Source organism: Kitasatospora sp. NPDC053308 (genome assembly GCF_055585785.1).
In genome coordinates this window covers 368131-391364 of record NZ_JBVJJY010000004.1, presented here as the reverse complement: position 1 = coordinate 391364, position 23234 = coordinate 368131, and the positions used below count along the sequence as shown (strand labels likewise).

At 75.1% G+C, this 23234-nt stretch carries 25 protein-coding genes; 8 read left to right on the top strand and 17 right to left on the bottom strand.

The genetic code is table 11. The features are described 5' to 3' along the window. Nucleotides 1-370: 370 nt before the first annotated feature. From ACZ6Y7_RS12375 to ACZ6Y7_RS12360, 4 genes are all read left to right on the top strand, one after another. Nucleotides 371-1114 carry a ScbR family autoregulator-binding transcription factor gene (locus tag ACZ6Y7_RS12375; protein ID WP_465757835.1) on the top strand — a complete coding sequence of 248 codons (744 nt, stop codon included), beginning with the start codon at nucleotides 371-373 and terminating at the stop codon, nucleotides 1112-1114. Between the two features lie 334 nt (nucleotides 1115-1448). Further along, a complete protein-coding gene (locus tag ACZ6Y7_RS12370) occupies nucleotides 1449-2378 on the top strand; it encodes an AfsR/SARP family transcriptional regulator (RefSeq protein ID WP_465757834.1) in 930 nt (309 codons plus the stop codon). Between the two features lie 84 nt (nucleotides 2379-2462). Beyond that, on the top strand, nucleotides 2463-3239 hold the full coding sequence (locus tag ACZ6Y7_RS12365; RefSeq protein WP_465757833.1) for a TetR family transcriptional regulator: 777 nt from the start codon (nucleotides 2463-2465) through the stop codon (nucleotides 3237-3239). A 393-nt stretch (nucleotides 3240-3632) separates the two neighbouring features. Next, nucleotides 3633-4436: a putative protein N(5)-glutamine methyltransferase gene (locus ACZ6Y7_RS12360; RefSeq protein WP_465757832.1), complete on the top strand. Its 804-nt coding sequence runs from the start codon at nucleotides 3633-3635 to the stop codon at nucleotides 4434-4436. Between the two features lie 150 nt (nucleotides 4437-4586). Here the strand turns inward: ACZ6Y7_RS12360 and ACZ6Y7_RS12355 are convergent, their stop codons facing one another. From ACZ6Y7_RS12355 to ACZ6Y7_RS12290, 14 genes are all read right to left on the bottom strand, one after another. Continuing rightward, nucleotides 4587-5015, bottom strand: a complete 429-nt coding sequence (locus ACZ6Y7_RS12355; RefSeq protein WP_465757831.1) for a PPOX class F420-dependent oxidoreductase — start codon at nucleotides 5013-5015, stop codon at nucleotides 4587-4589. 183 nt (nucleotides 5016-5198) lie between these two features. Beyond that, a complete protein-coding gene (locus ACZ6Y7_RS12350) occupies nucleotides 5199-5363 on the bottom strand; it encodes a hypothetical protein (RefSeq protein ID WP_465757830.1) in 165 nt (54 codons plus the stop codon). 40 nt (nucleotides 5364-5403) lie between these two features. Continuing rightward, on the bottom strand, nucleotides 5404-6927 hold the full coding sequence (locus ACZ6Y7_RS12345; RefSeq protein WP_465757829.1) for an ABC transporter substrate-binding protein: 1524 nt from the start codon (nucleotides 6925-6927) through the stop codon (nucleotides 5404-5406). After that, complete coding sequence (locus tag ACZ6Y7_RS12340) at nucleotides 6920-8260, bottom strand: ATP-grasp domain-containing protein (RefSeq protein WP_465757828.1); 1341 nt, start codon at nucleotides 8258-8260, stop codon at nucleotides 6920-6922. The genes ACZ6Y7_RS12345 and ACZ6Y7_RS12340 overlap by 8 nt, the downstream gene beginning before the upstream one ends. Next, nucleotides 8257-9453, bottom strand: a complete 1197-nt coding sequence (locus ACZ6Y7_RS12335) for a GNAT family N-acetyltransferase (RefSeq protein WP_465757827.1) — start codon at nucleotides 9451-9453, stop codon at nucleotides 8257-8259. Before ACZ6Y7_RS12335 ends, ACZ6Y7_RS12340 begins: the two co-directional genes overlap by 4 nt. Continuing rightward, entirely contained in the window at nucleotides 9450-10283 is an 834-nt protein-coding gene (locus ACZ6Y7_RS12330; RefSeq protein WP_465757826.1) for a PhzF family phenazine biosynthesis protein, read from the bottom strand. Before ACZ6Y7_RS12330 ends, ACZ6Y7_RS12335 begins: the two co-directional genes overlap by 4 nt. Further along, nucleotides 10280-11626 (bottom strand): aspartate aminotransferase family protein, encoded by a 1347-nt coding sequence (locus ACZ6Y7_RS12325; RefSeq protein ID WP_465757825.1) that lies wholly within the window; start codon nucleotides 11624-11626, stop codon nucleotides 10280-10282. Before ACZ6Y7_RS12325 ends, ACZ6Y7_RS12330 begins: the two co-directional genes overlap by 4 nt. Then, entirely contained in the window at nucleotides 11623-12387 is a 765-nt protein-coding gene (locus tag ACZ6Y7_RS12320) for a creatininase family protein (protein ID WP_465757824.1), read from the bottom strand. The genes ACZ6Y7_RS12325 and ACZ6Y7_RS12320 overlap by 4 nt, the downstream gene beginning before the upstream one ends. Next, complete coding sequence (locus tag ACZ6Y7_RS12315; RefSeq protein ID WP_465757823.1) at nucleotides 12384-13115, bottom strand: SDR family NAD(P)-dependent oxidoreductase; 732 nt, start codon at nucleotides 13113-13115, stop codon at nucleotides 12384-12386. Before ACZ6Y7_RS12315 ends, ACZ6Y7_RS12320 begins: the two co-directional genes overlap by 4 nt. Continuing rightward, nucleotides 13112-14506 carry a 3-phosphoshikimate 1-carboxyvinyltransferase gene (locus ACZ6Y7_RS12310; RefSeq protein ID WP_465757822.1) on the bottom strand — a complete coding sequence of 465 codons (1395 nt, stop codon included), beginning with the start codon at nucleotides 14504-14506 and terminating at the stop codon, nucleotides 13112-13114. Before ACZ6Y7_RS12310 ends, ACZ6Y7_RS12315 begins: the two co-directional genes overlap by 4 nt. Continuing rightward, nucleotides 14503-15702, bottom strand: a complete 1200-nt coding sequence (locus tag ACZ6Y7_RS12305) for a Coenzyme F420 hydrogenase/dehydrogenase, beta subunit C-terminal domain (RefSeq protein ID WP_465757821.1) — start codon at nucleotides 15700-15702, stop codon at nucleotides 14503-14505. Before ACZ6Y7_RS12305 ends, ACZ6Y7_RS12310 begins: the two co-directional genes overlap by 4 nt. 54 nt (nucleotides 15703-15756) lie before the next feature. Then, entirely contained in the window at nucleotides 15757-16353 is a 597-nt protein-coding gene (locus ACZ6Y7_RS12300; RefSeq protein WP_465757820.1) for a DinB family protein, read from the bottom strand. A gap of 197 nt (nucleotides 16354-16550) precedes the next feature. Further along, the gene (locus tag ACZ6Y7_RS12295; RefSeq protein ID WP_465757819.1) at nucleotides 16551-17825 is read right to left on the bottom strand and encodes an MFS transporter; all 1275 of its coding nucleotides are present in this window, start codon (nucleotides 17823-17825) and stop codon (nucleotides 16551-16553) included. Continuing rightward, nucleotides 17822-19066, bottom strand: a complete 1245-nt coding sequence (locus ACZ6Y7_RS12290) for an ATP-grasp domain-containing protein (RefSeq protein ID WP_465757818.1) — start codon at nucleotides 19064-19066, stop codon at nucleotides 17822-17824. Before ACZ6Y7_RS12290 ends, ACZ6Y7_RS12295 begins: the two co-directional genes overlap by 4 nt. A gap of 617 nt (nucleotides 19067-19683) precedes the next feature. Here ACZ6Y7_RS12290 and ACZ6Y7_RS12285 point away from each other — a divergent pair. From ACZ6Y7_RS12285 to ACZ6Y7_RS12270, 4 genes are read left to right on the top strand one after another with little or no spacing between them, the layout of a single operon-like run. Next, nucleotides 19684-20055, top strand: coding sequence for an ArsR/SmtB family transcription factor (locus tag ACZ6Y7_RS12285; RefSeq protein ID WP_465757817.1), 372 nt, complete (start codon nucleotides 19684-19686; stop codon nucleotides 20053-20055). Next, complete coding sequence (locus tag ACZ6Y7_RS12280; RefSeq protein WP_465757816.1) at nucleotides 20052-20801, top strand: aquaporin; 750 nt, start codon at nucleotides 20052-20054, stop codon at nucleotides 20799-20801. The genes ACZ6Y7_RS12285 and ACZ6Y7_RS12280 overlap by 4 nt, the downstream gene beginning before the upstream one ends. A 36-nt stretch (nucleotides 20802-20837) precedes the next feature. After that, a complete protein-coding gene (locus ACZ6Y7_RS12275; protein WP_465757815.1) occupies nucleotides 20838-21293 on the top strand; it encodes an arsenate reductase ArsC in 456 nt (151 codons plus the stop codon). Then, nucleotides 21290-21796 carry a GNAT family N-acetyltransferase gene (locus ACZ6Y7_RS12270; protein WP_465757814.1) on the top strand — a complete coding sequence of 169 codons (507 nt, stop codon included), beginning with the start codon at nucleotides 21290-21292 and terminating at the stop codon, nucleotides 21794-21796. Before ACZ6Y7_RS12275 ends, ACZ6Y7_RS12270 begins: the two co-directional genes overlap by 4 nt. 228 nt (nucleotides 21797-22024) lie before the next feature. On the opposite strand, the gene ACZ6Y7_RS12265 is transcribed toward ACZ6Y7_RS12270, so the two are convergent. From ACZ6Y7_RS12265 to ACZ6Y7_RS12255, 3 genes are all read right to left on the bottom strand, one after another. Beyond that, the gene (locus ACZ6Y7_RS12265) at nucleotides 22025-22258 is read right to left on the bottom strand and encodes a DUF6296 family protein (protein ID WP_465757813.1); all 234 of its coding nucleotides are present in this window, start codon (nucleotides 22256-22258) and stop codon (nucleotides 22025-22027) included. Nucleotides 22259-22274: 16 nt separating this feature from the next. Beyond that, nucleotides 22275-22676, bottom strand: a complete 402-nt coding sequence (locus ACZ6Y7_RS12260) for an STAS domain-containing protein (protein ID WP_465757812.1) — start codon at nucleotides 22674-22676, stop codon at nucleotides 22275-22277. Between the two features lie 135 nt (nucleotides 22677-22811). Continuing rightward, on the bottom strand, nucleotides 22812-23213 hold the full coding sequence (locus ACZ6Y7_RS12255) for a DUF2267 domain-containing protein (protein ID WP_465757811.1): 402 nt from the start codon (nucleotides 23211-23213) through the stop codon (nucleotides 22812-22814). Nucleotides 23214-23234 lie beyond the last annotated feature (21 nt).

Here is a 23234-nt window from a genome sequence, read left to right as displayed (position 1 = left end):
GCCGGCGCGGGGATCGCGAACCCGGCCCCTCGACCGTCGGCCAATCCACGGGTATGACCCGGGATCCGGGGAAGCGGTCGCGCAGTGGCCGGGCAGCGGCGGTGCGGCCGCGTGGCGGTGCGCCGCGCACCGCCCGCCCGGGAAGAAACCAATCGTTCGGTTTTATCGGTGTCATGGGCTCGGCGGGGGAGGAAGGCCGGGGTGAGTGGGATCGGTGGTGCCGGTCCCTTGGTTGGGGCTCGACGGGTCGAGGAGAAGGGGGAGTTGTCGGGGGTTCAACCGACATCGTCTTGTCGGTTGCGGGTGGGGCGTCGCTAAGATACGGGGTGTTTGGTTTTGTTTTCCGGGATCTCAGGGCGGGGTGGTTGCGGTGGTACGGCAGGAGCGGGCGCTCCGGACGCGTCGGCTGATCCTGGAGGCGGCGGCCTCGGTCTTCGACGAGTTCGGGTACGAGGGCGCGACCATCGGGGAGGTGGTCTCCCGGGCCGGTGTGACGCGCGGTGCGGTGTATTTCCATTTCGCCTCGAAGCGGGATCTCGCGCAGGGTGTGGTCGAGGCGCAGTTCGCCCAGGACGGCGTTCCCGAACGCAGCTGCAAGCTCCAGGAGTTCGTGGACACCGGGATGGTCGTGGCGCACCTGATGCCGCGTGACCCGCTGCTGAGCGCGGGGGCCCGGCTCTCGCTCGGGCAGGACGTGTTCGACGACCTCGGCGGCGGTGCCATTCCCGGCTGGATCGGCCGGATGGAGGAGATCCTGGTCGCGGCCGGCGAGCGCGGAGAACTGCTGCCGCACATCGTGCCGGCGGACACCGCGTGGCTGGTCGTCGCCGCGTGGACGGGAGTGCAGATCCAGTCGCAGAAGCTCTCCGGCCGGGCGGACCTGGAGCTCAGGGCGTCCGCGCTGTTCCAGCACCTGATGCCGAGCATCGCCGTCCCGGGCGTGCTCGGTTCGCTGCAGATGGGCCCGGACCGGGGCGCCCACGTGGTCGCGGAACTCGCGGCGACCCGTGCCGCGGAGGACGGCGAGGGCGGCCCGGACGGCGGGGGCGGCCCGGACGGCGAGGCGGGCGACGACGTGCCGGCGAAGGCGCGGGCGGGCGTCGGCGTGGGCTGACGAGGGCTCAACCGGCCTGCCGTCGGCGGCCGGTGGGGCGGGATCCGGACGCGTACCGGCGTGCGGGCGTACGGGCGGCGGCGGGGCCCAGGTGGGTCCGGCGCCGCCTTTGGTTTGTTCCGGGAGCGTCGCAGAGGGTGATCGATCAGATTCGTACGGTGTCCCGAGGGCGCGTCAGGAACCCTCCTCCCAAAACAAACAGCACGTTCGGTTTTGTATTGACAAACCGCGCGTCCTGTTTTTCACTGGGTGTCAGTTGCCTCCTGGGCGTCGACCCGGGTGCCGGCCGCGGCGGACGAGCCTGCGGCGTTCCGTGTGATTGGGGTGGGTCATCGTGGAAATTCGGGTGCTCGGGGCGTTGGACGTCCGGGTGTGCGGGGTGTCAGTGGTGCCGTCGGCGCCGAAGCCGCGTCAGGTCCTGGCGTTGCTGGCGCTCCGGGCGGACCAGGTCGTGCCGGCGGGGGTCCTGGCCGACGAGCTGTGGTCCGGCCGTCCGCCGCGCAGCGCGCGCACCACCGTGCAGACGTACGTCCTGCAACTGCGCGACCTGATCGACCGGGCGCTCGCCGGGGCCGGCGGACAACAGGCCGGGGTGTCCTGCGCCAAGGACGTCCTGGTGACCTCCCCCGGCGGCTACATGCTGAACAGCGGCGGCGGGATGACGGACGTCCGGGAGTTCGAGCGGCTGGCAGGCACGGGCTACCGGGCGAGCGACGCCGAGGACCACCCGCTGGCCGCCCGGATGCTCGGGGAGGCGCTCGCGCTGTGGCGCGGACCGGCCTTCGCGGACGTCCCGGTCGGGGGCCAACTCGCCGTCGAGGCCAAGCGCTTGGAGGAGACCCGGCTCTGCGCGCTGGACCAGCGGATCGACGCCGACCTGCGCCTCGGCCGCCACCGGGTGCTGCTCGCCGAGTTGACCGTCCTGGTCGACCGCTACCGCACCCACGAGAGCCTGCACGGCCAGTACATGATCGCCCTGCACCGCTCCGGGCGCCGCGGCGAGGCCCTGGAGGCCTACCAGCGCCTGCGCAACACCCTGGTACGGGAGTTGGGCATGGAGCCCTCGGTCGGACTGCGCCGCCTGCAGCGCTCCATCCTGCTCGCCGCGCCGGAGCGACCCGCCGGCGCGGAGCGGGTGGTCGGGGAGGAGCGGCCCGCCGGGGCGGAGCGGTTCGTCGCGTCGGAACGGGCGGAGCGTGAACCGGCCGTCGCGTCGGGCGCGGTGCCGCGGGCCGCGATGGCCCGGCTCAGCCGGGTGGGCTGAGGAAGCCGGCGAAGGACCCGGCGCCGCCCGGCCATCGTCCGGCCGGGCGGAACGTGCTTGTCGTCGTGAGGGGTTGTGGGACGGGTGGTCCAGGAGAGGTCGGAACGGACGCGCGGGCGGCTGGTGGAGGCGGGGGCGGGGCTGTTCGACCGCCGTGGTTACGCCGGTGCCACCCTCGGAGAGATCGCGGCAGCCGCCGGGGTGACGAAGGGGGCGCTCTACTTCCACTTCGCCTCCAAGGAGGAGCTGGCCAGAGCGGTGTTCGAGGAGGCCGAGCGCTCCCTGCGATCGGCCTGCGGTGAGCGGCGCGCCGCCACCTCGCCGCTCCAGGGGCTGATCGACGCCGGCTACTGGCTGGTCGACGCCCTGGGGGCGGACCCGGTGGTCCGGGCCGCGTTCCGCCTCGGCCGCGAGGACGACGGCCGGCAGCTGCGGTCCGGAGCGGGCTGCGCCGGGACGGGCTGCGCCGGGGTGGGCGGGCCGAAGCGGGGCGGGACCGGGTCGGGGGCGGCCGGGTCGGTGGAGCTCCGGTTCGGTGAGGCCGGCGCCGGGCCGGTGGACCCCTGGCAGGCCCCGGCGGGCATGCGCGGTTTCCACGGCGTCTGGGCCGGCGTCGTCCGGGACCTGCTGGCCGGAGCCCGGCGCGCGGGCGAGCTGCGCGAGCGGGCGGGCGGGCTCGGCCCGGAGACCCTGCTGGTGGCGGCGGCCTGCGGCCTGGAGGTGGTGTTCGCCGAGGGTTGCCCCGTCGAGGAGCGGGCCCGCCGGGTCGGCGCGCTCTGGGACTGGCTGCTGCCCTGCCTCGTCCCGCCGGGGGCGGTGGACGCCTACCGCACCAGGCCGCCGGCGCCGCAACCCGTCTGACCGGCGCGTGGCCCGCCTCGGGCGCCCGGGCCACGGTCCGCGCGCCCGGCGCCTGGTCCGGGTGGCCCGGAGCCCGGGTCCGCCCGGCGGCTGTTCCCCCGGCGGGTGTTCCCCAGGCGGCGCGCCCAGGGCGGGAGCGGGCCTGCCCCGGACTCGTCCGACCGTCCCCGACCGGCGGTGCGGTAGGGTGGTCGGCGCCGATGTATGACCGCGACTCAGGGAGGTGAGACCCATGACCGGAACGTCCGAGCGGGTGCTCCCGGAGCGCGGCCGTGCGGGCGCCTCGCGCATGTAGCGCGGGTGGCGCGCCGCCACGGCGTCGGCCCTTGCGGGAGCCCCGACGGAGTCGTTCTCCTCCGCTCGCCTCCTCCCGTTCACCCCGAAGGGGTTCTCTTGCCGGTCTTCTCCTCCGCCGCTCTCCGCTCCTCGGTCGTCTCCCGGCTGCGCGCCGCCGGCTGCGTCTTCGCCGAGGACGAGGCGCGGATCCTGCTCGACGCCGCCGCCTCGCCCGCCGAACTGGCCGCCATGGTCCGGGCCCGGGCCGACGGGCGGCCGCTCGAACACGTCGTCGGCTGGGCCGAGTTCGCCGGTCTGCGGATCGCCGTCGACCCGGGCGTCTTCGTGCCGCGCCGCCGCAGCGAGTTCCTGGCCGCCGCCGCCACCGCGCTGACCGGGCCGCCCCGCGGCCCCGGTGCGGTGGTGCTCGACCTGTGCTGCGGCAGCGGCGCGCTGGCCGCCGCCGTCGCGGCCGGCGCCGCGCACCCCGTCGAGCTCCACGCGGCCGACATCGCCCCGGAGGCGGTCCGCTGCGCCCGCCGCAACCTGGCCGGCACCGCGGCCGCCGTCCACCAGGGCGACCTGTTCGACGCCCTGCCCGAGGCGCTGCGCGGCCGGGTGGACGTGCTGATCGCCAACGTCCCGTACGTCCCGACCGGGGACATCGCGCTGCTGCCGCCCGAGGCGCGGCTGCACGAGGCGCGGCCGGCCCTCGACGGCGGCGCGGACGGCCTGGACGTGCTGCGGAGGGTCGCCGCGGCGGCGCCCGCGTGGCTGGCGCCGGGCGGATCGCTGCTGTTCGAGACCAGTGAGCGTCAGGTGGCGACGGCCCTCGCCGTGACGCGGGCGGCCGGGCTGACGGCGGCGGCGAGCCGGCACGAGGACCTGGACGCCACGGTGGTCACCGCGACGCTGCGCTGAGCCGGGTGCCACGGGAGCCGCGTGCACCCCGGGTCCGGCGCGGCCGCCGCCCCCGTTGCGGCGGCCGCACCGGTCCCGGACGCCCGGGATGGGCCCGGAGGTGCGGGATGGGCCCGAAGGTGCGGGATGGGCCCCGGACGTTCCCGGACCTCAGAGGTGGGTGCCGTACACGTGGTCGACCGGGATGGTGAGCAGCACCCGGCGGTCGGAGACCATCGCCTCGCGGTACTCCGCCCAGTCGGGGTGCTCCCCGGCGGCGCGGCGGTAGTAGTCGACCAGCGCGTCGACCTCGGGGCCGTCTGGATCGGTCCCGGGGCCGGTGAGGGTGGCGACGCCCTCGGCGGTCACCCAGGAGCGGCCGTCCGGCCCGGTCACCTCCAGGCTGACCCGCGGATCCCGGCGCAGGTTGGCGGTCTTGGCGAGTCCGTCCCGGGTGGAGACCAGGATGACGTTCGCCTCCCGGTCGTAGAACGGTAGGACGGGGGAGAGTTGGGGCCGGCCGTCCGCCTTGATGGTGGCGAGGATGCCGAGGCGGCTCTGCGCGAGCAGGGTGTACGGGTCGTACGGCGTGGTCGTCATGGGAGCATCATCGGCCTTCACGCCGATGTGAAGGTCAAGGCGCGGCAGGCGTGTTGGCCGGAGCGAGGATCGGCCCCGCCCGGCACCGCGCCCGGCCGTCCAGGTGCCGGTCGGGTCGATCCGACGAGCCCGACGGCCGGGCGGGTGCCTTCGCGCGACGGCACGAAGGCACCCGCGACGGTGTCAGATGCCGTGCAGGGCCGGGTCGCGCGGGCCTTCCGGGGCGTCGGCGTAGCCGGCGTGGGGCCGGTCGGCGGCGGAGGTGGCGGGGGAGGCCTGCTCGTAGGTCTCGGTGCGGTCCTCCGGTGCGGCGGTGTCGGGCTGGTCGCGGTGGGCGGTGGTGGTCACGGTCGGTCTCTCCTCGGGTGGTGGGGAGCCGCCCGGGCCGTCAGGCCTTCGGACGGAAGGAACGCAGGACGGGTTCGCCGAACAGGTCCACCACGGGACCGTCGACGTCGAAGGAGTCCAGTGCGACGAGGTGGTACTGGACGCCGAACCAGAGCGGCAGCAGCGGCAGGTCGGCGCAGGCCCGTGCCTCCGCCTCCGCGTACAGCGCCTGCCGCTTGGCGTCGTCCGCGGTGGCGCGCGCGGTGTCGATGAGCAGGTCGACCTCCGGTTCCCGGTACCGGGTGAAGTTGTCGTCGCCGATCGAGGCGGAGTGGAACAGCGGGTAGAGGAAGTTGTCCGCCGAAGGGTAGTCGATGGCCCAGGTCATGCGGAACAGCGTGTCCGCGCGGCCCAGCCAGCGCAGGAACTCCGGCCAGACCATCGGCCGGGGCGTGATCTGCCAGCCGAGGTTCTCGTTCAGCTGCGCGACGGCGCTCTCCACCCACTGGTCGTGCCCCAGGCCCGCGTTGTAGGCGAACTCGGTGGTGACCGGTCCGACGCCGCGCTCGGCCAGCAGCGCGCGGGCGGCCGCGGGGTCGTAGCGCACGCCGGTGAGGTCGGCGCCGTCCTGCCCGGCCAGGGCCGGCGGCAGGATGCGCTGGGCCAGCGGCCGGGTGCCGCTGAACGCGGTGTCGATGATGGCCTGCCGGTCCACGGCCATCGCCACCGCCCGGCGCACCTGCGGGTCGTCGAAGGGGGCCACGTCGGTGGGGAACCCGATGTACTGCATCAGCGCGCAGGGGGTGCGGCGGAAGCGCTCGCCCAGCGGCAGGGAGTCCGGGATGCGCGCCGGCGGGACCTTGACCACGTCCAACTCGCCGCGGTGCCAGGCCTGGTAGGCGTCCTCCAGCTCCTCGTAGATGCGGAAGTCCAGCAGGTCGGCGTGGCCCGCGCCGCCGTCCGGGAAGGCGCCGTTGGCGGCGTAGTAGTCCTCGAAGCGTTCCAGGACCAGGCCGCGGCCCGTCTGCCACGGCTCCAGGACGCGGTACGGGCCGGTGCTGACCGGGTGCACGCGGAACAGCTCGGTGTCGGCCTCGGCCAGTTCGGCCGGGACGGGTGCGGTGACCCGGTGTCCGAAGACCGAGGCCACCTCGTGGAAGGGGCGCACCAGGGTGATCCGCAGGACGTCCCGGCCCAGGGCGCGGACTCCGCTGAGGACCCGGGACCGGCCGTCCCGGACGTCCTGGTAGCCCTCCACGCACGCGAGGTGGTAGGCGAGCTTGGAGCCGGTCTCCGGGCGGGCGACCCGCGACAGCGAGTAGACGTAGTCCGCCGCGGTCACCTCGCGGCCGTGGTGGAAGCGCACGCCGGGCCGCAGGGTGAAGTCCACCCGCAGGCCGTCCGCCGACACCTCCCACGCCTGCGCGGCGGCGGGCCGGGGCTCGCCGGTGGCGGGGCTGTAGTCCACCAGCGGGTCGGCGAGGAAGCGCAGCAGCAGCGCGCCGTCGTGCTCGAAGCCGTTGCAGGGGTCGATCGAGGACGGCTCCCCGATGAAGACCCGGATCCGACGGGGGGTGTCAGCCATGGGTGGCGCTCACTTTCGTGGGGTCGAACGGCCGGAGGGTGAAGGTGTCGGGTCCGCCGAGCCGGGCGGCCAGGTCGAACAGCTCCTGGGGGGTGTCGGCGGCGGCCACCACCCGCAGCAGGTTGCTCGCCGTGCCGGCGGCCGAGTCGACGACCTCGCCGGGCTGGACCACGTGGTGCACGGTGGAGACGCCCGGCACGGCGGCCAGTTCGGCGGCGGTGGGCGTGCGCTCGACGGTGTGCCGGCCGCACGGGGGCTGGGGGGTGAGGTAGGCGGACCACCGGCGGTGCACCGGGTCGACCTCGGGGGCGAGGCCGACCGCCGTCCGCGCGAGGTTCAGCGGCAGGTCGTAGCCGGCGGTCAGCAGGAGCTGCTCGGGGACACTGCCGCCCACCCGCCCGTTGACCTCGATCACCCGTGGCCCGTCGGCGGTCAGCTTCACCTCGGTGTGGGTCGCGCCGAAGCGGATGCCCAGGGCCGCGTGCGCCTGCCGGACGTGGGCGACGGCCTCCTCGCACTCCTCGGCCGGACGCAGCGCGGGCAGGATGTGGCCGTTCTCGCGGAACGGGCGCGACAGCGGGAACTTGTCGGACACGGCCAGCACGCACAGCTCCCCGTCGACCATCAGCGCCTCGACGGACAGGTAGTCCCCGAGCCCGTCGCGCGCCCGCCGCGGGTCGCCGACCAGCTCCTCCTCCAGCAGCATCGCCGGGCGCAGGTGGCCGACCCGGGCGTCGCCGTGCGCCAGGGCCCGGGCGGTCTCCCAGAGCGCGGGCAGGTCGTCGGGCTCCTCGATCCGGAAGGTGGCCAGGCTGCCCATGCCCACCGCGGGTTTGAGCACCGCGGGGAAGGCCGCCGAGCGCACCGCCTCCTGCACCTCCCGCGGGCCGTGCAGCTCGCGCACCTGCGGCACGGGCAGGCCCGCGGCCCGCATCAGGCGGCGCTGGGCACGCTTGTCCTGCAGCGCGTCCAGCGCCTCGGGCGGGTTGGCGGGCAGCCCGGCCTGCCAGGCGACCCGCTGGGCGGCGTGCACCACCCGCTCGCTGAAGGCGACCACGCCCTCGGTGCCGCCGGTTCGCACGGCCTCGGCCAGCGCGGCCGGGAGGTCCTCGGGCGAGCCGAGGGTGGTCAGCCGGCCCCCGGCGGCGGGCACGGCGGCCAGCGCCCGGGCGCGGCGTTCGCGCGCGCCGCCGGTCTCGACGTCGAGCGAGAGCACCTCGACGTCGAAGTGCCGCAGCAAGGAGGGCAGGTAGAGCGAGGGGTGCGGGCCGCCGGGGGCGTCGGCCACGGCGATGCGCGGGCGGTGTCCGGGCCCGGTCGTGGTGGGGGTCATCGCTCGTCTCCTCGCTCGTCGCCTCGCTCGTCTCCCGGCTTCAGGGCGGTGTCGGGCCAGGCCTGGTCCAGGCCGAGGTCGGCGCAGAGCCCGGCCTGACGGTCGGCGGTCGCCGCCGCGGCGGCCTGCCGCAGGGGGGCGGGCCAGTGCACCACGCCCCAGGTGGGGACGGGGGTGCAGCCCCGGGCCAGCTTGGCGCCGTACGTCCCGGTGCCGAAGGAGTACCGGGTCACGCCGTGCTCGATGCCCCACAGGATCGGCTCGTAGTACACGGCGTTGAAGTAGGCGAAGTCCTCGCCCAGGACCTCGTAGTCGAAGCCGGCCAGCCGGACGTGCAGCCGGTCGCCGTCGGCCAGGGCGAGGCTCAGGCCGACCGCTTGCCCGTCCTTCTCGCACAGGAAGACCCGGACGTGCTCCTCCACGCTCGCGCGCAGGTGCGCGTAGTCGGCCAGGATCGACTCCAGGGAGCCGCCGGCGCCGTAGCGGCGGCGCAGCGACAGCTGGAGCCGGGCGGTGGTCTCGTCGAGGGCCGACGTGCCGTGCAGCACCCGGGTGGTGATCCCGGCCTCGGCGAACTGGCGGCGCTCCCGGCGGATCTTGTTCCGTCGGGGGCTGCGCAGGGTGGCGAGGTAGCCCTCGAAGTCGGCCCAGCCGCCCTCGAGTTCCATGTGCGCCGCGGCCAGGAACGGTGCGGAGGCCTCCTCGCCCAGGGCGGCGGCGACATCCCGGACGCCGTCGGGGTCGCGCAGGTAGAGGAACCCGACGGCGGCGCACCCCTCGGCGGCGGCCTGGTCGGCGACGGCCCGGGCGAGCGCGCGGCGCTGGGCCGAGCGGGTCGCGGCGTCCGCGTCCGGGTCGGTGAGCAGCACGCAGTGCGCGCCGGACACGGCGGCCACGGCGTTGGGGAACAGGCCGTCGGCGCCGGCGGCCGGTCCGCCCGGGCCGGCCAGGAAGGACGACAGGTCGTACAGCGAGAGCACGCCGTCGTCCGGGACGATCCGGAACGAGGCCAGCGCCGCGGCCCGGCCGTTCCCGTCCTCCAGGACGACATGACGCAGCAGTCCGCCGGCGGACGCCTCGCAGTAGGCCAGCCAGGCGGGCGTCTCGTAGAGCACCGCGTCGCGCAGTAGCGGGCCCAGGTCGGGCAGGTCGGCCACGCGCCGGTACACCCGGGTGGTGGTGGACGTGGTCACGGCAGCTCCAGGGTTCCTCGGGCGAGCGGCAGGACCTCTCCGCCGAGCAGCACCTCGTCGGCGCCCGCCAGGCGCAACCGCAGGTGGCCCTGGCGGGCCGGGTCGGCCGGGCCCTGGACGACGGCCAGGTCCCCGCGGACGCCGTGCCGTGCCTCGATCTGTCCGAGGCCCAGCACCGCGCCGCCGGTGGCGGAGTCCTCGGCACCGGCCAGCGAGGTGGTGAACACCCGGACCCGGAGCCGGCCGCCGCCCTCCGCAGCGGACAGCACCAGGCCGTTGGTGCCGGTGGCCTCGCAGAGGGCGAGCACGTCCGGCGCGGCGATGTCCAGTGCGGCCAGCTGTCCGGCGTCGGCGCAGGCCAGGTGCAGCCGGCTGCGGGCCTGACGCAGGACCACCGGCGGCCGGTCGGGGTCGGGGTCGGCGCGGACGATGTCCGGCCACGCCGTCTCCTCCGGGCGCGGCCGCGCGGTGGCGGGGCGGGCCCAGACGACCGGGCCCTCCCGGTGGACCGTCAGCTCCTCGCCCTTGAGGTGCCGGACCGGACGGGCGGTGCCCTCGGGGACGCCGAGGGCGACGACGGCGGCCAGCGAGGTCTGGACGCACTGGGCGAGTTCCTCGACGGGGGAGAAGGTGCGCAGCAGGACCCGGTCCGCCGAGGCCTCCTGGACGAAGCCGGTGTCGGGGACGTCCAGGGCGGCGGCCAGCGCGGCCGGGTCGGCGGTGGGTGCCCCGGGCAGCACGATGGCGGTGTGGTTGCCGCCCCGCGTACCGGAGGCGAACACCCGGCACCAGAACAGCCCTGCCGCTGCGGGGGCGTGTGCGAGGGTCATGCGGGCACCTCCGCGGGCACGTCGGCGGCCGGGGCGCGGCCCTCCGCCTCGGCGTGCAGGGCCTCGGCCAGGGCGGCCACCGAGGCGTCCAGTTCCGCGTCGGTGATGGTCAGCGGCGGGGTCCACTTCACCACCGCGCCGTCCGCGCCACCGCGCAGGGCGATCACACCCAGGTCGCGCATGCGTCGGACCACGGCGCTGGTGAAGGCGCCGCGGTCGGCGGCCGGGGCCTCGGCGACGCGGACGCCGGCCATCAGCCCGCGGCCGATGGTCTCCAGCCGCACGCCGGGGACGTCCAGCGCGCCGACCGCGCGCACCAGCCGGTCGCCCGCGGCACCGGCCCGGGCGGGCAGGTCCTGCTCGGCCAGGGTGTCCAGCACCGCCAGGCCCGCCGCGCAGGCGACCGGGTTCGCCGAGAAGGTGCTGGTCTGGCGCAGCGGCGCCAGCGCGGAGAGCAGGGCGCGCGGGCCCACCACCGCGGACACCGGGAGCCCGCCGCCGAGCGCCTTGCCCAGGACGACCAGGTCGGGCACGACGCCCTCGTGGGCGAAGCCGAACATCGCGCCGGTGCGGCCGAAGCCGGTGAAGATCTCGTCGACGACGAGCAGCATGCCGCGCTCGCTGGTGAACGACCGCAGCTCGGACAGCAGGCCGGGGGCCGCGGCCTGCATGCCGCCCGCACCCTGCACGGTCTCCACGATGAGGCCCGCCACGTCGCCGGCACCGAAGTCGGGGTGGTCGAGGATCTCCTGCCCGAAGCGGTGCCCGGTGCCGGGCGCGGCCCCCGACGGGACGTGACCGGGCGCGGTCGGGTACGGCAGGGACAGCCCGGCCACCGGCAGCTCGGTGACCCCGGCCCGGTAGGCGGAGTTCGCGGTGACCGCCAGCGAACCCGAGGTCTTGCCGTGGTAGCCCCCCAGGAAGCCCAGGACCTGGCGGCGGCCGGTCGCCGCCCGGGCGGTCTTGAGCACCGCCTCGACCGCCTCGGTGCCGGTGGTGCACCACAGCACCATCGGGTCCTCCCAGGGCAGCAGCGCGCACAGCCGCTCGGTCAGGCGGGCCCGGGCGGGGCAGGTGAACTGCCAGCCGCCGTGGGCGAATTCGGCGAGCTGCGCCTGCATGGCGGAGAGCACGGCGGGGTGTCCGTGGCCGAGCGCGTGCACGCCGGAACCGGAGGTGAGGTCCAGGTACGAGCGGCCCTGCTCGTCCCACACCCGGCTGCCGCGGCCCCGGACCAGGGCCACGCCGATGTCGGCGCCGATCGTCGCGGCCATCGAGGGGCTCTCGCGGCGGGCCACGACCTGGAGACTGTCCACGGCCGAGCCGGCGGCGGGGGTGCTCACAGCCACCCCCGCTCGCGGACCAGCGCGTCCACCCGCTCGACCAGGGCGTCCGTGACGGCACGGCCCTTCTTGGCGTCCGCGGCGGTCGGATCGCCCAGCACGCCGCTGGGCACGTCCTCGCGGCGGAAGCGCACCACGTGGTGGGCGCGCTTGCTCACGTGCAGGTCGTCGCGGGTCAGGTCGCCGGCCGGCAGGGTGCCGGGAGCGATCAGCCCGGTACGGACCCGCTCGGGGTACCAGTGCAGGAACACCGAGGTCAGGCCCTCCCCGGCGTGGGACTCGCTGGTGGAGTCGGAGACCTCGCGGATGACGTCGCTGACCAGCTGCGCCCACTCCACGACCACGACGTCGGTGCCGTGGCGCTCCGCCAGCTCCCGGGCGGCGAGCAGCATCGGCTCGTGGTTCTCGTCGTGGCCGTTGAGGACGAGCAGGCGGTTGCTGTGCGGCACGGCGGTCTGCGCCATCGCGGTGGCCTGGCCGACCAGCACGTCGGCGGGCACCCGCTGGCTGCCCGGCCAGTCCTGGAAGGCGTGCAGGACACCGGTGCGGATGCTGCCGAGCACGACCGCGCCGTGCCGGGCGGAGGAGAGCTCGGCGAGCCGCTGCACCACGAGGGTGTCCGCTCCGAGCGGCAGGTGCGGCCCGTGCTGCTCGGTGCTGCCGGCGACCAGGATCCAGTAGGGCACCCGCGGGGCCAGTTCCTCGAACTCGCTCCAGGTGAGGTCCTCCAGCCAGGTGGCCGTGGAGAGGGGTGGTGTCATGCGAGTCGACCTCCATCGACGATCACGGTCTGGCCCGTGAGGTAGGTGTTGCGGGGGGAGACGAGGAAGGCGATCACGTCGGCGAGCTCGTCGGCCTCGCCCAGGCGTCCCGCCGGGATCTGCTCGCGGTAGCGGGCGACGGCCTCGGGGTCGTCGGGCCACGCCGGGTTGGCGACCTTGCCGGGGGCGACACCGTTGACCAGGACGCCGTCCGGGCCGTAGCGCACGGCGAAGGTCCGCACCAGCGACGCCACCCCGGCCTTGGCCGCCGCGTAGGCGGCGCCGGCGGTGGTCCGCCCGGTGTGGGCGGCGGCCGAGCCGACCGCCACCGCCCGTCCGCCGCCGGCCGCGGCCATGGCGGGCACCAGGGTGCGCAGCAGCAGGTAGCAGCTGGTCAGGTTGACGTCCAGGACCTGGCGGAAGAGCTCCGGCGGCACCTGGTCCTCCGGGACGGCCCGTCCGTCGCCGCCCTTGGGGGACCAGCCCTGGCACAGCACCAGCGCGCCCGGCGCACCGCGCTCGCGCAGCAGCCCGTCCAGCGCGCGGGCCACGGCGGTCTCGTCGGTCAGCTCGACCTGCGACCAGGCGGTGCCGGGGCGGCGTGGCGCGACGCGGTCCAGCACCACCACCTCCCGGCCGTCGACGCGCAGCCGCTCGGCCGCGGCCGAGCCCAGGAAGCCCGAGCCGCCGGCGACCACCGCGTAGCGCTCCGGCGCGGGGGCGCTCACAGCGCCTCCACCGAGGCGAAGCGCGCCAGCTCGCGGAGCGCGGACGGGTTGGACGTCGCCACCGCCGCGGTGCCGGACAGCTCGGTGGTGCCGCCGGAGAGCACGGCCAGGACGAAGGCGGCGAAGATGATCCGGTGGTCGGCGGGCAGGTCCACTCGGGCGGGCGCCACCGGGGGCGAGGGCTCCACCACCAGTCCGTCGTCGGTGGGCCGCGCCGACACCCCGAAGGCGCGCAGCAGGTCGACGACGGAGGCGATCCGGTCGGTGTCCTTGCCCCGCAGCTCGGCGGCGTCCCGCACCACCGTCCTCCCGCGGGCGGTCGTCGCCAGCGCGGCGACCAGCGGCAGTTCGTCGATGCAGCTCTGCACCAGGGCGGGCCCGGACACCTCGGTGCCGGTCAGCGGGCCGGGCAGGCTGACCCGGATGTCCCCGACCGGCTCCGGGGCGGCGCCGCCGCGCGGGATCTCCTCCACCCGGGCGCCCATCGCCTCGACGACCCGCAGGAACCCGGTGCGCCGACGGTTCAGGCAGACCTCGCGCAGGGTCAGTTCCCCCGCCGAGCCCGGCGACGCCAGGTGCAGGGCGGCCAGGAACGCCGCCGCGGAGGGGTCGCCGGGGACGGTCAGGTCGAAGGCCGTCGGGCGGCGGGGAGTGACCAGCAGGTCCGTGCCGCTCTCCTGGACGGGCACACCCGTCCAGCGCAGCAGCCGTTCGGTGTGGTCGCGCGCGGCGGTCCGGCGCCGGACGCGCACCGGGCCGTCGGCGGCCGTGGCCGCCAGCAGCAGGGCGGAGACCGGCTGGGCGGAGTCCACCGTGACCTCGACCTCGCCGCCGCGCAGGCGGGTGCCCGTGACGCGGATCGGAAGCCGGTCGGGCTCGCCCAGCTCCGCGAGGTCCGCACCGAGCGTCCGCAGCGGCCGGACGACCTCGCCCATCGGCCGGGCGCGCAGCAGTGCGTTGCCGGTGACCGTGCAGCTCGCGCCGCTGCCGGCCAGCAGGGCCAGCAGCAGCCGCGAGGTGGTGGCGCTGTTGCCGACGTCCAGGGTCAGGCCCCGGGCCCGGATGTCGGCGACGGCCCGGCCGGTGACGGCCACCGAGCGCGGGCCCAGCGGCTCGACGGTGACGCCCAGCCCGGACAGGGCGCGCAGGTTGGCGCGGACGTCGCGGCAGTCGGCGAGGTTGGACAGCCGGGAGGTGCCGTCCGCCAGCGCGGCCAGGATCGTCGCCCGCTGGGAGATGGCCTTGTCGGGGTGCGGGTACAGCCGGGCGGGCGCGGGCGTGCCGGGGCGCAGCGGGCCGACCAGGACCCGGTCGGGCTGCTCGGCGGCGGGGCCGAAGGCCTCGGCGGTGCCGACGGGCGCGCCGGGTGCGGCTGCGTGGGGCGGGGTCATCGCTTCCTACTCATCAGCTCGATCAACTCGCCGTCCTCCAGGGCTTCCACCGCTTCCTCCTCGGCAACCGGGGACGTGGGGACCTCACCGGCGTGGTCCCGCGCGTAGGAGGCGTAGCGGTGCCGCTTGCGCTGCAGGCCCAGGCTCTCCTCGGGCAGGAACTCCTCCTCCGTGACCAGCAGCGATCCGTCGGCGACGGCGGCGTCCAGCAGGGCCTGGCCCTCGGCCGTCCTGGTCAGGACGGCCGAGGCCTTGTCGGTGCGGTCGCCCTCGCGGCTGGTGCGGAAGATGTTGGGGTCGCCGTCGGCGATGGAGATGTCCGCCAGGCCGCTCCACCAGTCGGGGCAGGACAGGCAGCGGAAGGTCTTGAAGTTCTTGAACTCCAGGACAAGTTCGTGGAAGGGCAGGGCGTGCTCGGCGCCTTCGCGGTCCCACACCGTGAACTCGCCCGGATAGGTGCCGGCGCGGTACTTCATGCCCGTGACGTCGACCAGCGGCAGGCCCAGGCGTCCCTCGATGAGGTGCTCGGTGCCCTCCCGCCGGGTGTTGGAGGCGCAGCCGATCTCCAGGGTGAGCACGATCCGCTCGGCGACCGGCGGCGGCACCGGAAGGTTGCGCATCTTCTGCACGGCCTCGATCTGGCAGGCCAGTCCGACCATGCCGATGCGCTCGTACGGGGCGTCGCGCAGGACCTGGAGGTTGGGCGTGATGCAGTAGCTGGCCTGCGCGCACGCGATGATCTGCTCGGGGGTGTCGGCGAGCCGGGCCATGGGCACCCAGGGCCGCTCCGGGTCCCGCCCGACGACCAGCGCCGCGTCGATGCGCCCCTGCTCCAGGGCCGCGACCAGGAGGGCGGTGGCGGCGCCGCCGGCGGAGGCCGCCCCGTGGACGGCGGGAGCGCCCGCCCGGGCCCGGTAGGAGTGCCGGAAGATGCCGGTCCAGCGCTCCTCGGCGGTCCTCGTCCGGCCGAAGAGGCGCCGTTCGGAGGCGGGGACGCCGGTGTCCCGCCCGGGGCACACGTCCGTGCACAGGGTGCAGGTCCCGCAGGTGTCGTCGGTCAGGCCGGGGGCGGCCAGCGGGACCGTCTGGTCCGGGCCGATGGTCAGAACGTCCTCGGGGCACACGGCCGCGCAGGCGCCGCAGGAGGCGCACAGGTCGGCGTCGAGCACGGTGCGCCGCAATTCGCTGATCGTCATGGACTCACGTCCTTCGCACGGGAGGGTCGGACGGGGGTGCGGTCACGGCGCGGTTCATCGCTCGGCGCCGACCGCGGACCGCAGCTGGTCGAGGTGGTCCTTGTCGTGGCCGGCGAGCACCGCGAGCAGGACCCGGACGGACTCGGCGCCGCGGTAGGACAGCACGCCCCGGCGGTCCAGGTCCTGCGGGCTGAGCGAGCGGGCGAGCGCGACGGTGTTGCGGCGGGCGGTCTCGAAGCGCGCGAGGGCGTCCTCGACGGGCTCGATGTCGAAGAAGCGGGTCCAGGGGTCGGAGTCGTAGCCGAAGATCTCCGGGGTGTCCTCGGTGAGGATGGAGCGGATGCGGACGGCGTTGACGGCCTCGTTGTCGGCGAAGTGGTGCACCACCTGGACGGCGTTCCACTCTCCCGGGGCGGGCGCGAGGGACAGCCGCTCGGGGGTGGTCTGCTCGACGAGCTTGCGCACCGCGGCGGGGGTCTCGGCGAGCAGCTCCAGGATGTCCTTCCCGGCGGTGAGCAGCCCGAAGGCCCGGCGCTGGCCGGGGGTGCAGCGGTCCTCCGCCACGGCCTGCTCGGCCCACTCGCGGGCCTGCGGGTCGTTCGGAGCGTCAAAGAGCCGATCCAGGACGGCGGCCCAGTCCAGTGCGGTCATGGCTTCCCTACCTCTTTCCGGGTTCTCCGTGGGGCGACGGCCGTGGCCGTCTCGCGGGGTGGTGGTCTTCCCGAGCCCGGCACACCGGCGCGTCGGCGGGCAGGCGTGCGGGCGGACCGGCGCGGGCGCGGGTGGCGCGCGCGGCCGTCTGCGGGCAGGGGAAGGCGGGTCGGTGGGGGACGGTGGTGGTGGACGGCTCAGGGGGTGGGGCTCGGCTCGACGCCCTGGCCGATGGTGGGGCGCGGCTCGACGCGCTGGCCGAAGAGCCGGTCCCGCAGGGCGGCGGTGGCCAGGGCGAAGGCCACCAGGTAACAGGCGACGATGCCGCTGTAGAGCAGGGCCGCTCCGTGCAGCCCGATGTCCTGGAGCATCGGCCCGGACAGCGGGATCAGCGCGATGGCGGTCAGGGAGGTCGCGCACTCCTGGGTGATGGACAGCCGGCCCAGGATGGCGACCGAAGCGCGGGTCTGCAGCAGGGTGTCCAGGCTGGTGGCGCCCAGGGCGGCGGCGATGCCCAGCAGCAGGAAGGCGAAGCCCCCCGCCGCGAGCGACCGGCCGACGGCCAGGGCCGACAGCCCGCACAGGGCCAGTGCGCAGGCGACACCGACCAGGGCCGAGCGCCGCTGGTCGAGACGCCGCACGGCCAGGATGGTGAGCAGGGCGCCGACGGACGCGCTGCCGTCCAGCACGGCGATGCCGAACGAGCCGCCGTGCACGGCGTCGTTGACCGGAGCGACCAGGACGGTCGCCAGCGAGGTCACCACGGGGGGCATGCCGCCCAGCACCAGGTGCACCCGCAGTCCGGGGTTGTCGGCCAGGGCACGCCCCAGCTGGCGCCAGTTCTCCGCGAAGGAGACGGCGGCCGGGGCGTCGTCGGTGTCGCGCCCCGGTCCGCTGCCGACCGTGCCCCGCAGCAGGACCAGGGTCGCCGTACCGGCCAGCAGCAGGGCACCGGTGGCGCAGACCACCGCACCCGGCGGGAGGACGGCGTACAGCCCGGCGACCACGCCGAGCCCGCACAGCTGGGCCGCCTGGAGCAGGCCGAACCGCAGGGCGTTCACCCGGGCCAGCTCCCCGGGCGGGCTGACCATGCGCCCCAGCACGAAGCTGGCCGAGCGGTAGAGCGGACGGATGAACGCGGACACCAGGAACACGGCGACCAGCGGCAGCCGTCCGCCGCCCGCCCACAGCAGGGCGCCGCCGGCCAGGACCGCGGTGCCGCGCACGGCGTTGGACGTCAGCGCCACGCCGAGCACACTGCGGCGGTCGAGGATGCTCCCGCCGACCATCTGGCCGACGAAGCCGAGGGCGTACTCGACGGCGACGAGGAACCCGAAGGTGGAGGCGCTGCCGGTCTGCTGGTAGAAGGCGAGGCCGGTGGCCAGGGTGAAGCCGCCGACGCCGATGTTGGTGAGGAAGAAGCCGGTGAGGTAGGTGAGGACGGAGGCGCGGGGGGAGAGGCGCGCGCTCATGCCTCTTCTGCCACGCGGACGCCGAGGGCGGCCACGGCCTCCTCGGCACGGCGGACGGCGGTGTCGGCGTCGGCGGCCGCGACCCGGGCCGAGGCGAGGCGGGAGTAGGAGCTGTGCAGGCCGCTGAGCGCGGAGCCGTCCTCGACGAGCTGGGTGACGTCCTGCACGCCCTCCAGGGCGCGGGCCTCGGCCAGACCGTCGATGCCGGCGAGTCGGCCGGACTGTGGTGGGGCGAGGTAGCGGATCGCCCCGGCGGCCGAGTAGTGCGGGCGCTCGGCGCGGGAGGCGACCTCCTCGCGGTCGGCGATGGACTCGCCCGCGAGCTGGCGCAGGAACAGTTCGGTGATGTCCACGCCGGTCGCGATCTCCACCAGCTCCGCGATCTCGTCCCCGGCCTGGCGCAGGTGCGTCTCCACGAGCACCGGCCCGTCGGCTCCGAGGATGACTTCGGTGTGGGTGATGCCACTGGTGATGCCGAGGGCGGTCAGACAGGCACGCACATGCGCCAGGATCCGGTCGGCGTCGACGTCGGGGATGCGGGCGGGCACCACGTGGCCGAGCTCGACCTTGGTGGCCTCGTCCTTGAACTTCTCGGTGATCGCGAAGACGTAGTGGTGCCCCTGGTGGGTGACCGCCTCGACACTGAACTCCGGTCCCTCGACGAAGCGTTCGGCCAGCGGCAGGGAGTGCTCGAGGCGCGGCGCGGTGGCGTCGTGGCTGGTGGTGAAGGCCCGCTCGACCTCGGTCTCGGAGCGGACCACGGCGATGCCGGCACTGGCCCGGCCCTTGCTCGGCTTGACCAGCAGCGGGGGGCCCACCTCGGCGTAGAACTCCGCGAGTTCGCCCGCGCTCGCCACCTGGCGGAAGGGCGTCTTCTCCACGCCCGAGGCATTGAGCCGCTCGCGCATGGCGGTCTTGTCGTGGCAGCGGCGCACGACGTCGGGGGAGTGGAAGTCGATGCCGAGGTGCTCGGCGATCGCGGCGGCCTTGTCCTGGTCGATCTCGGCGAGCGAGGCCACGGTGTCGATCGGCCACTCCTGGTGCAGGTGGCGCGCGGCGGCGAGCCAAGCCTCCAGCGGGGCCGCGTCGTTGAGCACGATGACGGCCTCGTTCTCCTCCAACTGGTGCACCCAGTGCAGGACCGACGCCCGGCACAGGACGACGGTGGTCAGCCCCTGGGCGATCCGGCGCAGCCGCGGCTGAAGACCGGAGCCACCGCCGATAACGAGCACCCGCGACATAGAGATCCCCCCGGGAGGAAGCCGCGCGCCGGGGGAGCCCGGACGGTCGGCCGTAGTCATGTACAGGCAAGCGGTAGTGATCCTTTATCAGCGCACGTGGACGGGCAATGAGATTCTCGGAAGTTGAGATCTTTCCGCCTCGTTTGAGCCAACGCGGGCCCGCGCACCACCTGCGGGTTCTCGTGGCCCAGCCCGGCGAAGGCGCCGAATGCCCAGGAAGAGGCGGGCGGTACCGGGTGTCGTACGGATGGCCGAATCCCGCCCCGGCGCCGGTTCTCGTCGCGTGAACGGCGCCGGCACGCTCCGTGAACAGGCCCGGTCCGCCGGGAGCGGCGCCCGTCGGCGGCGGCTGCTACGGTCCGGCGGCACGCCGGCCACCTGGACATCCTGCGGGAGCTGATCGACGGCGGGACGGGGGACCACGACCGCGGCTGAGCCGGGAGCGGCCCGTCGTCCCGGCCGGTCGTCCCGTCGGTCCTCGGCACAGGCCGGTCAAGCCGGCCGTGCCGAGCCGTACGCGGGACATGGGCGTTGTCCGATCCGCCTCCTGATGCGGTGGCTGCCGATGCGGATGACGCGTGTTTGCCACTCACATAGATGGCTGTCAACATAGACGTATGTCGAATTTGGAACTGCCGGTGCTCGGCCAGGACGACGCGGCCGCGTGCTGCTCGCCGATGGTCCGCGAGCCCCTGGGCGAGGAAGCCGCGCTCGACCTGGCGAAGATGTTCAAGGCCCTCTCGGACCCGGTGCGGCTGCGGCTGTTGTCCCTGATCGCCTCGCACGAGGGCGGCGAGGCCTGCGTCTGCGACCTGACCGGCCCCTTCGACGTGTCCCAGCCGACCATCTCCCACCACCTGAAGGTACTGCGCGAGGCCGGCCTGGTCGGCTCCGAGCGGCGCGGGACCTGGGTCTACTACTGGGTGCTGCCCGCCGCGCTGGCCCGGCTCTCCGCCCTGCTCCAGCCCCCCGCCGGAGGGGCCCCATGACCGGGACGGCGCCGCTCGGCCGCCGGGCGGCCGCCGAGTTCCTCGGGACGGGCGCACTGGTGGCCGTCGTGGTCGGCTCCGGCGTCCAGGCCACCAGGCTGTCCCAGGACGTGGGCGTGCAGCTGCTGGCCGACTCGCTGGCCACCGTCTTCGGTCTGGGCGTGCTGATCCTGCTGCTCGGTCCCGTCTCCGGCGCGCACTTCAACCCGGCCGTGACGCTGGCCGCCTGGTGGACCGGCCGTCGCGACGGCACGGGCCCCGGATTGCGCGAGGTCGCGGCCTACGTCCCGGCCCAGATCGCCGGCGCCATCGGCGGCGCGGTGCTCGCGGACGCGATGTTCGCCGAGCCGCTCGCGGCCTGGTCGACCCATGACCGCTGGGCGCCGCACCTGTGGCTGGGCGAGGTCGTCGCGACCGCGGGCCTGATCCTGCTGGTCCTCGGCCTGCCCCGGGTCGGCCGCGCGCACGTCGCCCCGGTCGCGGTCGCCTCCTTCATCGGCGCCGCCTACTGGTTCACCTCCTCGACCAGCTTCGCCAACCCCGCGGTGACCATCGGTCGCGCGTTCACCGACACCTTCGCCGGTATCGCCCCCGCCTCGGTGCTGCCGTTCATCGCCGCCCAGTCGGTCGGCCTGGCCGTCGGCATCGGCTCGGTCTCGCTGTTGTTCGGACACGCGTCCCCGCGGGCCGGGGACCGCGTGGTCCCGCAGGCCGACCACCGCCCGGCCGACGCCGCCGCCCGCTGACGCGGCATCCCTTTTCGACGACCCGAGGACCCTTTGGTGACCACTCCCGCTGTCCCGCCTGTGCCGCCTGTGCCGTCTGTGCCGTCCGTCCCGTCCGTGCTGTTCGTCTGCGTGCACAACGCCGGCCGATCCCAGATGGCCGCCGCCTTCCTCACCCGCCTCGGCGGCGACCGGGTCGAGGTCCGCTCGGCCGGCTCCGCCCCGGCCGACACCGTGAACCCGGCCGTGGTCGAGGCCCTGGCCGACGTCGGGATCGACATCTCCGCCGAGACCCCCAAGGTGCTGACCACCGAGGCCGTCCAGGCCTCCGACGTGGTGATCACCATGGGGTGCGGCGACGCCTGCCCGTACTTCCCCGGCACGCGCTACCTGGACTGGAAGCTCGACGACCCGGCCGGCCAGGGCGTCGACGCCGTCCGTCCGATCCGCGACGAGATCGAACGGCGCGTCCGCGGCCTGCTCGCCGACCTCGGCATCCCGGCCCGGGCATGAGCGCCCCCGACGCGGTCCGGGTGACGGGCATGCGGGCCGAACACGCCGAGCAGGTCCTGGCGATCTACCAGCTCGGCATCGACGGCGGGGACGCGACCTTCGAGGAAGCCGCTCCGAGCTGGGAGGCCTTCGACGCCGCCCGCCTCGCCGAGCACCGCCTGGTCGCCGTCGACCGGGCGGGCCGGGTGCTCGGTTGGGCCGCCGTCGTCGCGGTCTCCGACCGGTGCGCGTACGCCGGCGTCGTCGAGCACTCCGTCTACGTCCATCCGCACGCGCGGGGCCGGGGCGTCGGCGCGCTCCTGCTGGACGCGCTGATCGCCTCCACCGAGGCGGCCGGGATCTGGACCGTCCAGTCCGGGATCTTCCCGGAGAACACCGCCAGCCTCGCCCTCCACGAGCGGGCCGGGTTCCGGGTGGTCGGCACCCGCGAACGGATCGGCAAGCACCACGGCCGCTGGCGCGACGTCGTCCTGCTGGAACGCCGCAGCCCGAGGATCGACTGACGGCCCCGGGGGCACTCACGGCCCTGGCGGCGCTCACGGCCCTGCCGGCACTCACGATCCTGGCGAACCTGACGACACCCACGACTCCGACGGCGCTGACCACGACGCTCAGGACGCGCAGCCTCGCCCGGCGCCCGGCCCGCCTCTCGCCGTCGACCACAGCGTCTCGACGGCCACAGTGCCTCCACGACCGCAGCGCCTCGACGACCGCAGGCGGGGCCGCCCTGGTCAGGCCAGTCGCACGGCGTGAAGGCAGGGGTGCCGGACGGGCCCCGGCAGTGCGGTGAGCGGCCGGGCCGTCTCTCCTTCGATCGCCACCCGGAACGCGCCCGCCTCATCCGCGTACACCGGTGCCCCGGCAGCGGTATAGGCGCCGGTGGGATGCACGACGACGACCTGGGGCGGCCCGTGCCGGCCGGGCGGCACAGGCAGGGTGACCGCGTAGCGCCGGGGTCTGTCCATCGGTCGTCTCCTCTCATCAGGAGTACGGTTCGGTGCCTGCCAGGGCGGCGCGGACGCTGTCGTGGACGGTGAGCACCTCGTCGGTGCCGGTGAGCTCCAGCAGTCGGCGGGTCCGGGGCGTGGGCGCGGCCAGTACCAGGGGAATGCCGGCGGCCTGGGAGACGAGCCGGGCCTTGAGGAGCGCGTTGAGGAAGGCGGAGTCGCAGAAGGTGAGGCCCGCGAGGTCGACGACCAGCCGGGGCGGGCACGCTGCCACGGCGCGTTCGAGCGCGCTCTCCAGCAGCCCACGCTGGTCGTGGTCGCTCTCGCCGTGGAGGTGGACGACCTGGGCGGTGCCGCTGATGGTCGTGGTGGTGATCCGCAGCAGCGGCACGGAGGCACCCGCGTTCTCGGAGGGTGTGTCGTTCCGAGGGGACATGAGGGCTCGCTTCCGGCGGGGGAATGTGGCTGTTCGCGTGCCGGCCCCGGGTCGGTGGCCTCGGCCGGGAGGCCGTCGTCGCCGACACGAAGGCGCGACGTGGATGCTCCCGCACGGGCGGGTCGGCCCGCTGCGTCAGGCGGCGGCGGCCAGGTCCGCGCGGCCGAACAGCAGGGCGTAGCCGCGGGGCAGTCCGGCGAGGAGGCGGTCGGTGAGGTCGTTGTCGTCGGTGAGGGTGGTGAGGGCGGCCAGGACGGAGGAGGCGTCCCAGCGGGCGGCGGTGAGGCTGGTGCCCAGCGTGTGGGCGAGGCTCTCGACGAAGGCCGGGGCGGTGACGGGACGGGGGAGGGGGATCTGGGCGGCGAAGACGGTACGGGCCCGTCCGGGCAGGACGGCGGCGAGGTCGCAGCGTTCGTCGCCGGTGAGCTGGGAGCCGAGGAGGGCCAGAACGGCGTCGAGGACCCGTTCGGCTTCGTCGTCGGTGGTGTAGCGGCCGAGGTTGCGGACCTGCCGGAGGAGGTGGCGGTAGCGGGTCATGACCGTGAGGCCTTCCAGGGA

Bases quoted from the DNA above. Each gene is read 5' to 3' on its own strand.
- ACZ6Y7_RS12310 (WP_465757822.1), bottom strand. From the start codon at position 14,506: ATGACCCCGCCCCACGCAGCCGCACCCGGCGCGCCCGTCGGCACCGCC.
- ACZ6Y7_RS12255 (WP_465757811.1), bottom strand. From the start codon at position 23,213: ATGACCCGCTACCGCCACCTCCTCCGGCAGGTCCGCAACCTCGGCCGC.
- ACZ6Y7_RS12290 (WP_465757818.1), bottom strand. From the start codon at position 19,066: ATGTCGCGGGTGCTCGTTATCGGCGGTGGCTCCGGTCTTCAGCCGCGG.
- ACZ6Y7_RS12270 (WP_465757814.1), top strand. From the start codon at position 21,290: ATGAGCGCCCCCGACGCGGTCCGGGTGACGGGCATGCGGGCCGAACAC.
- ACZ6Y7_RS12260 (WP_465757812.1), bottom strand. From the start codon at position 22,676: ATGTCCCCTCGGAACGACACACCCTCCGAGAACGCGGGTGCCTCCGTG.
- ACZ6Y7_RS12320 (WP_465757824.1), bottom strand. From the start codon at position 12,387: ATGACACCACCCCTCTCCACGGCCACCTGGCTGGAGGACCTCACCTGG.
- ACZ6Y7_RS12355 (WP_465757831.1), bottom strand. From the start codon at position 5,015: ATGACGACCACGCCGTACGACCCGTACACCCTGCTCGCGCAGAGCCGC.
- ACZ6Y7_RS12305 (WP_465757821.1), bottom strand. From the start codon at position 15,702: ATGACGATCAGCGAATTGCGGCGCACCGTGCTCGACGCCGACCTGTGC.
- ACZ6Y7_RS12295 (WP_465757819.1), bottom strand. From the start codon at position 17,825: ATGAGCGCGCGCCTCTCCCCCCGCGCCTCCGTCCTCACCTACCTCACC.
- ACZ6Y7_RS12280 (WP_465757816.1), top strand. From the start codon at position 20,052: ATGACCGGGACGGCGCCGCTCGGCCGCCGGGCGGCCGCCGAGTTCCTC.
- ACZ6Y7_RS12340 (WP_465757828.1), bottom strand. From the start codon at position 8,260: ATGACCCCCACCACGACCGGGCCCGGACACCGCCCGCGCATCGCCGTG.
- ACZ6Y7_RS12265 (WP_465757813.1), bottom strand. From the start codon at position 22,258: ATGGACAGACCCCGGCGCTACGCGGTCACCCTGCCTGTGCCGCCCGGC.
- ACZ6Y7_RS12345 (WP_465757829.1), bottom strand. From the start codon at position 6,927: ATGGCTGACACCCCCCGTCGGATCCGGGTCTTCATCGGGGAGCCGTCC.
- ACZ6Y7_RS12330 (WP_465757826.1), bottom strand. From the start codon at position 10,283: ATGACCCTCGCACACGCCCCCGCAGCGGCAGGGCTGTTCTGGTGCCGG.
- ACZ6Y7_RS12285 (WP_465757817.1), top strand. From the start codon at position 19,684: ATGTCGAATTTGGAACTGCCGGTGCTCGGCCAGGACGACGCGGCCGCG.
- ACZ6Y7_RS12300 (WP_465757820.1), bottom strand. From the start codon at position 16,353: ATGACCGCACTGGACTGGGCCGCCGTCCTGGATCGGCTCTTTGACGCT.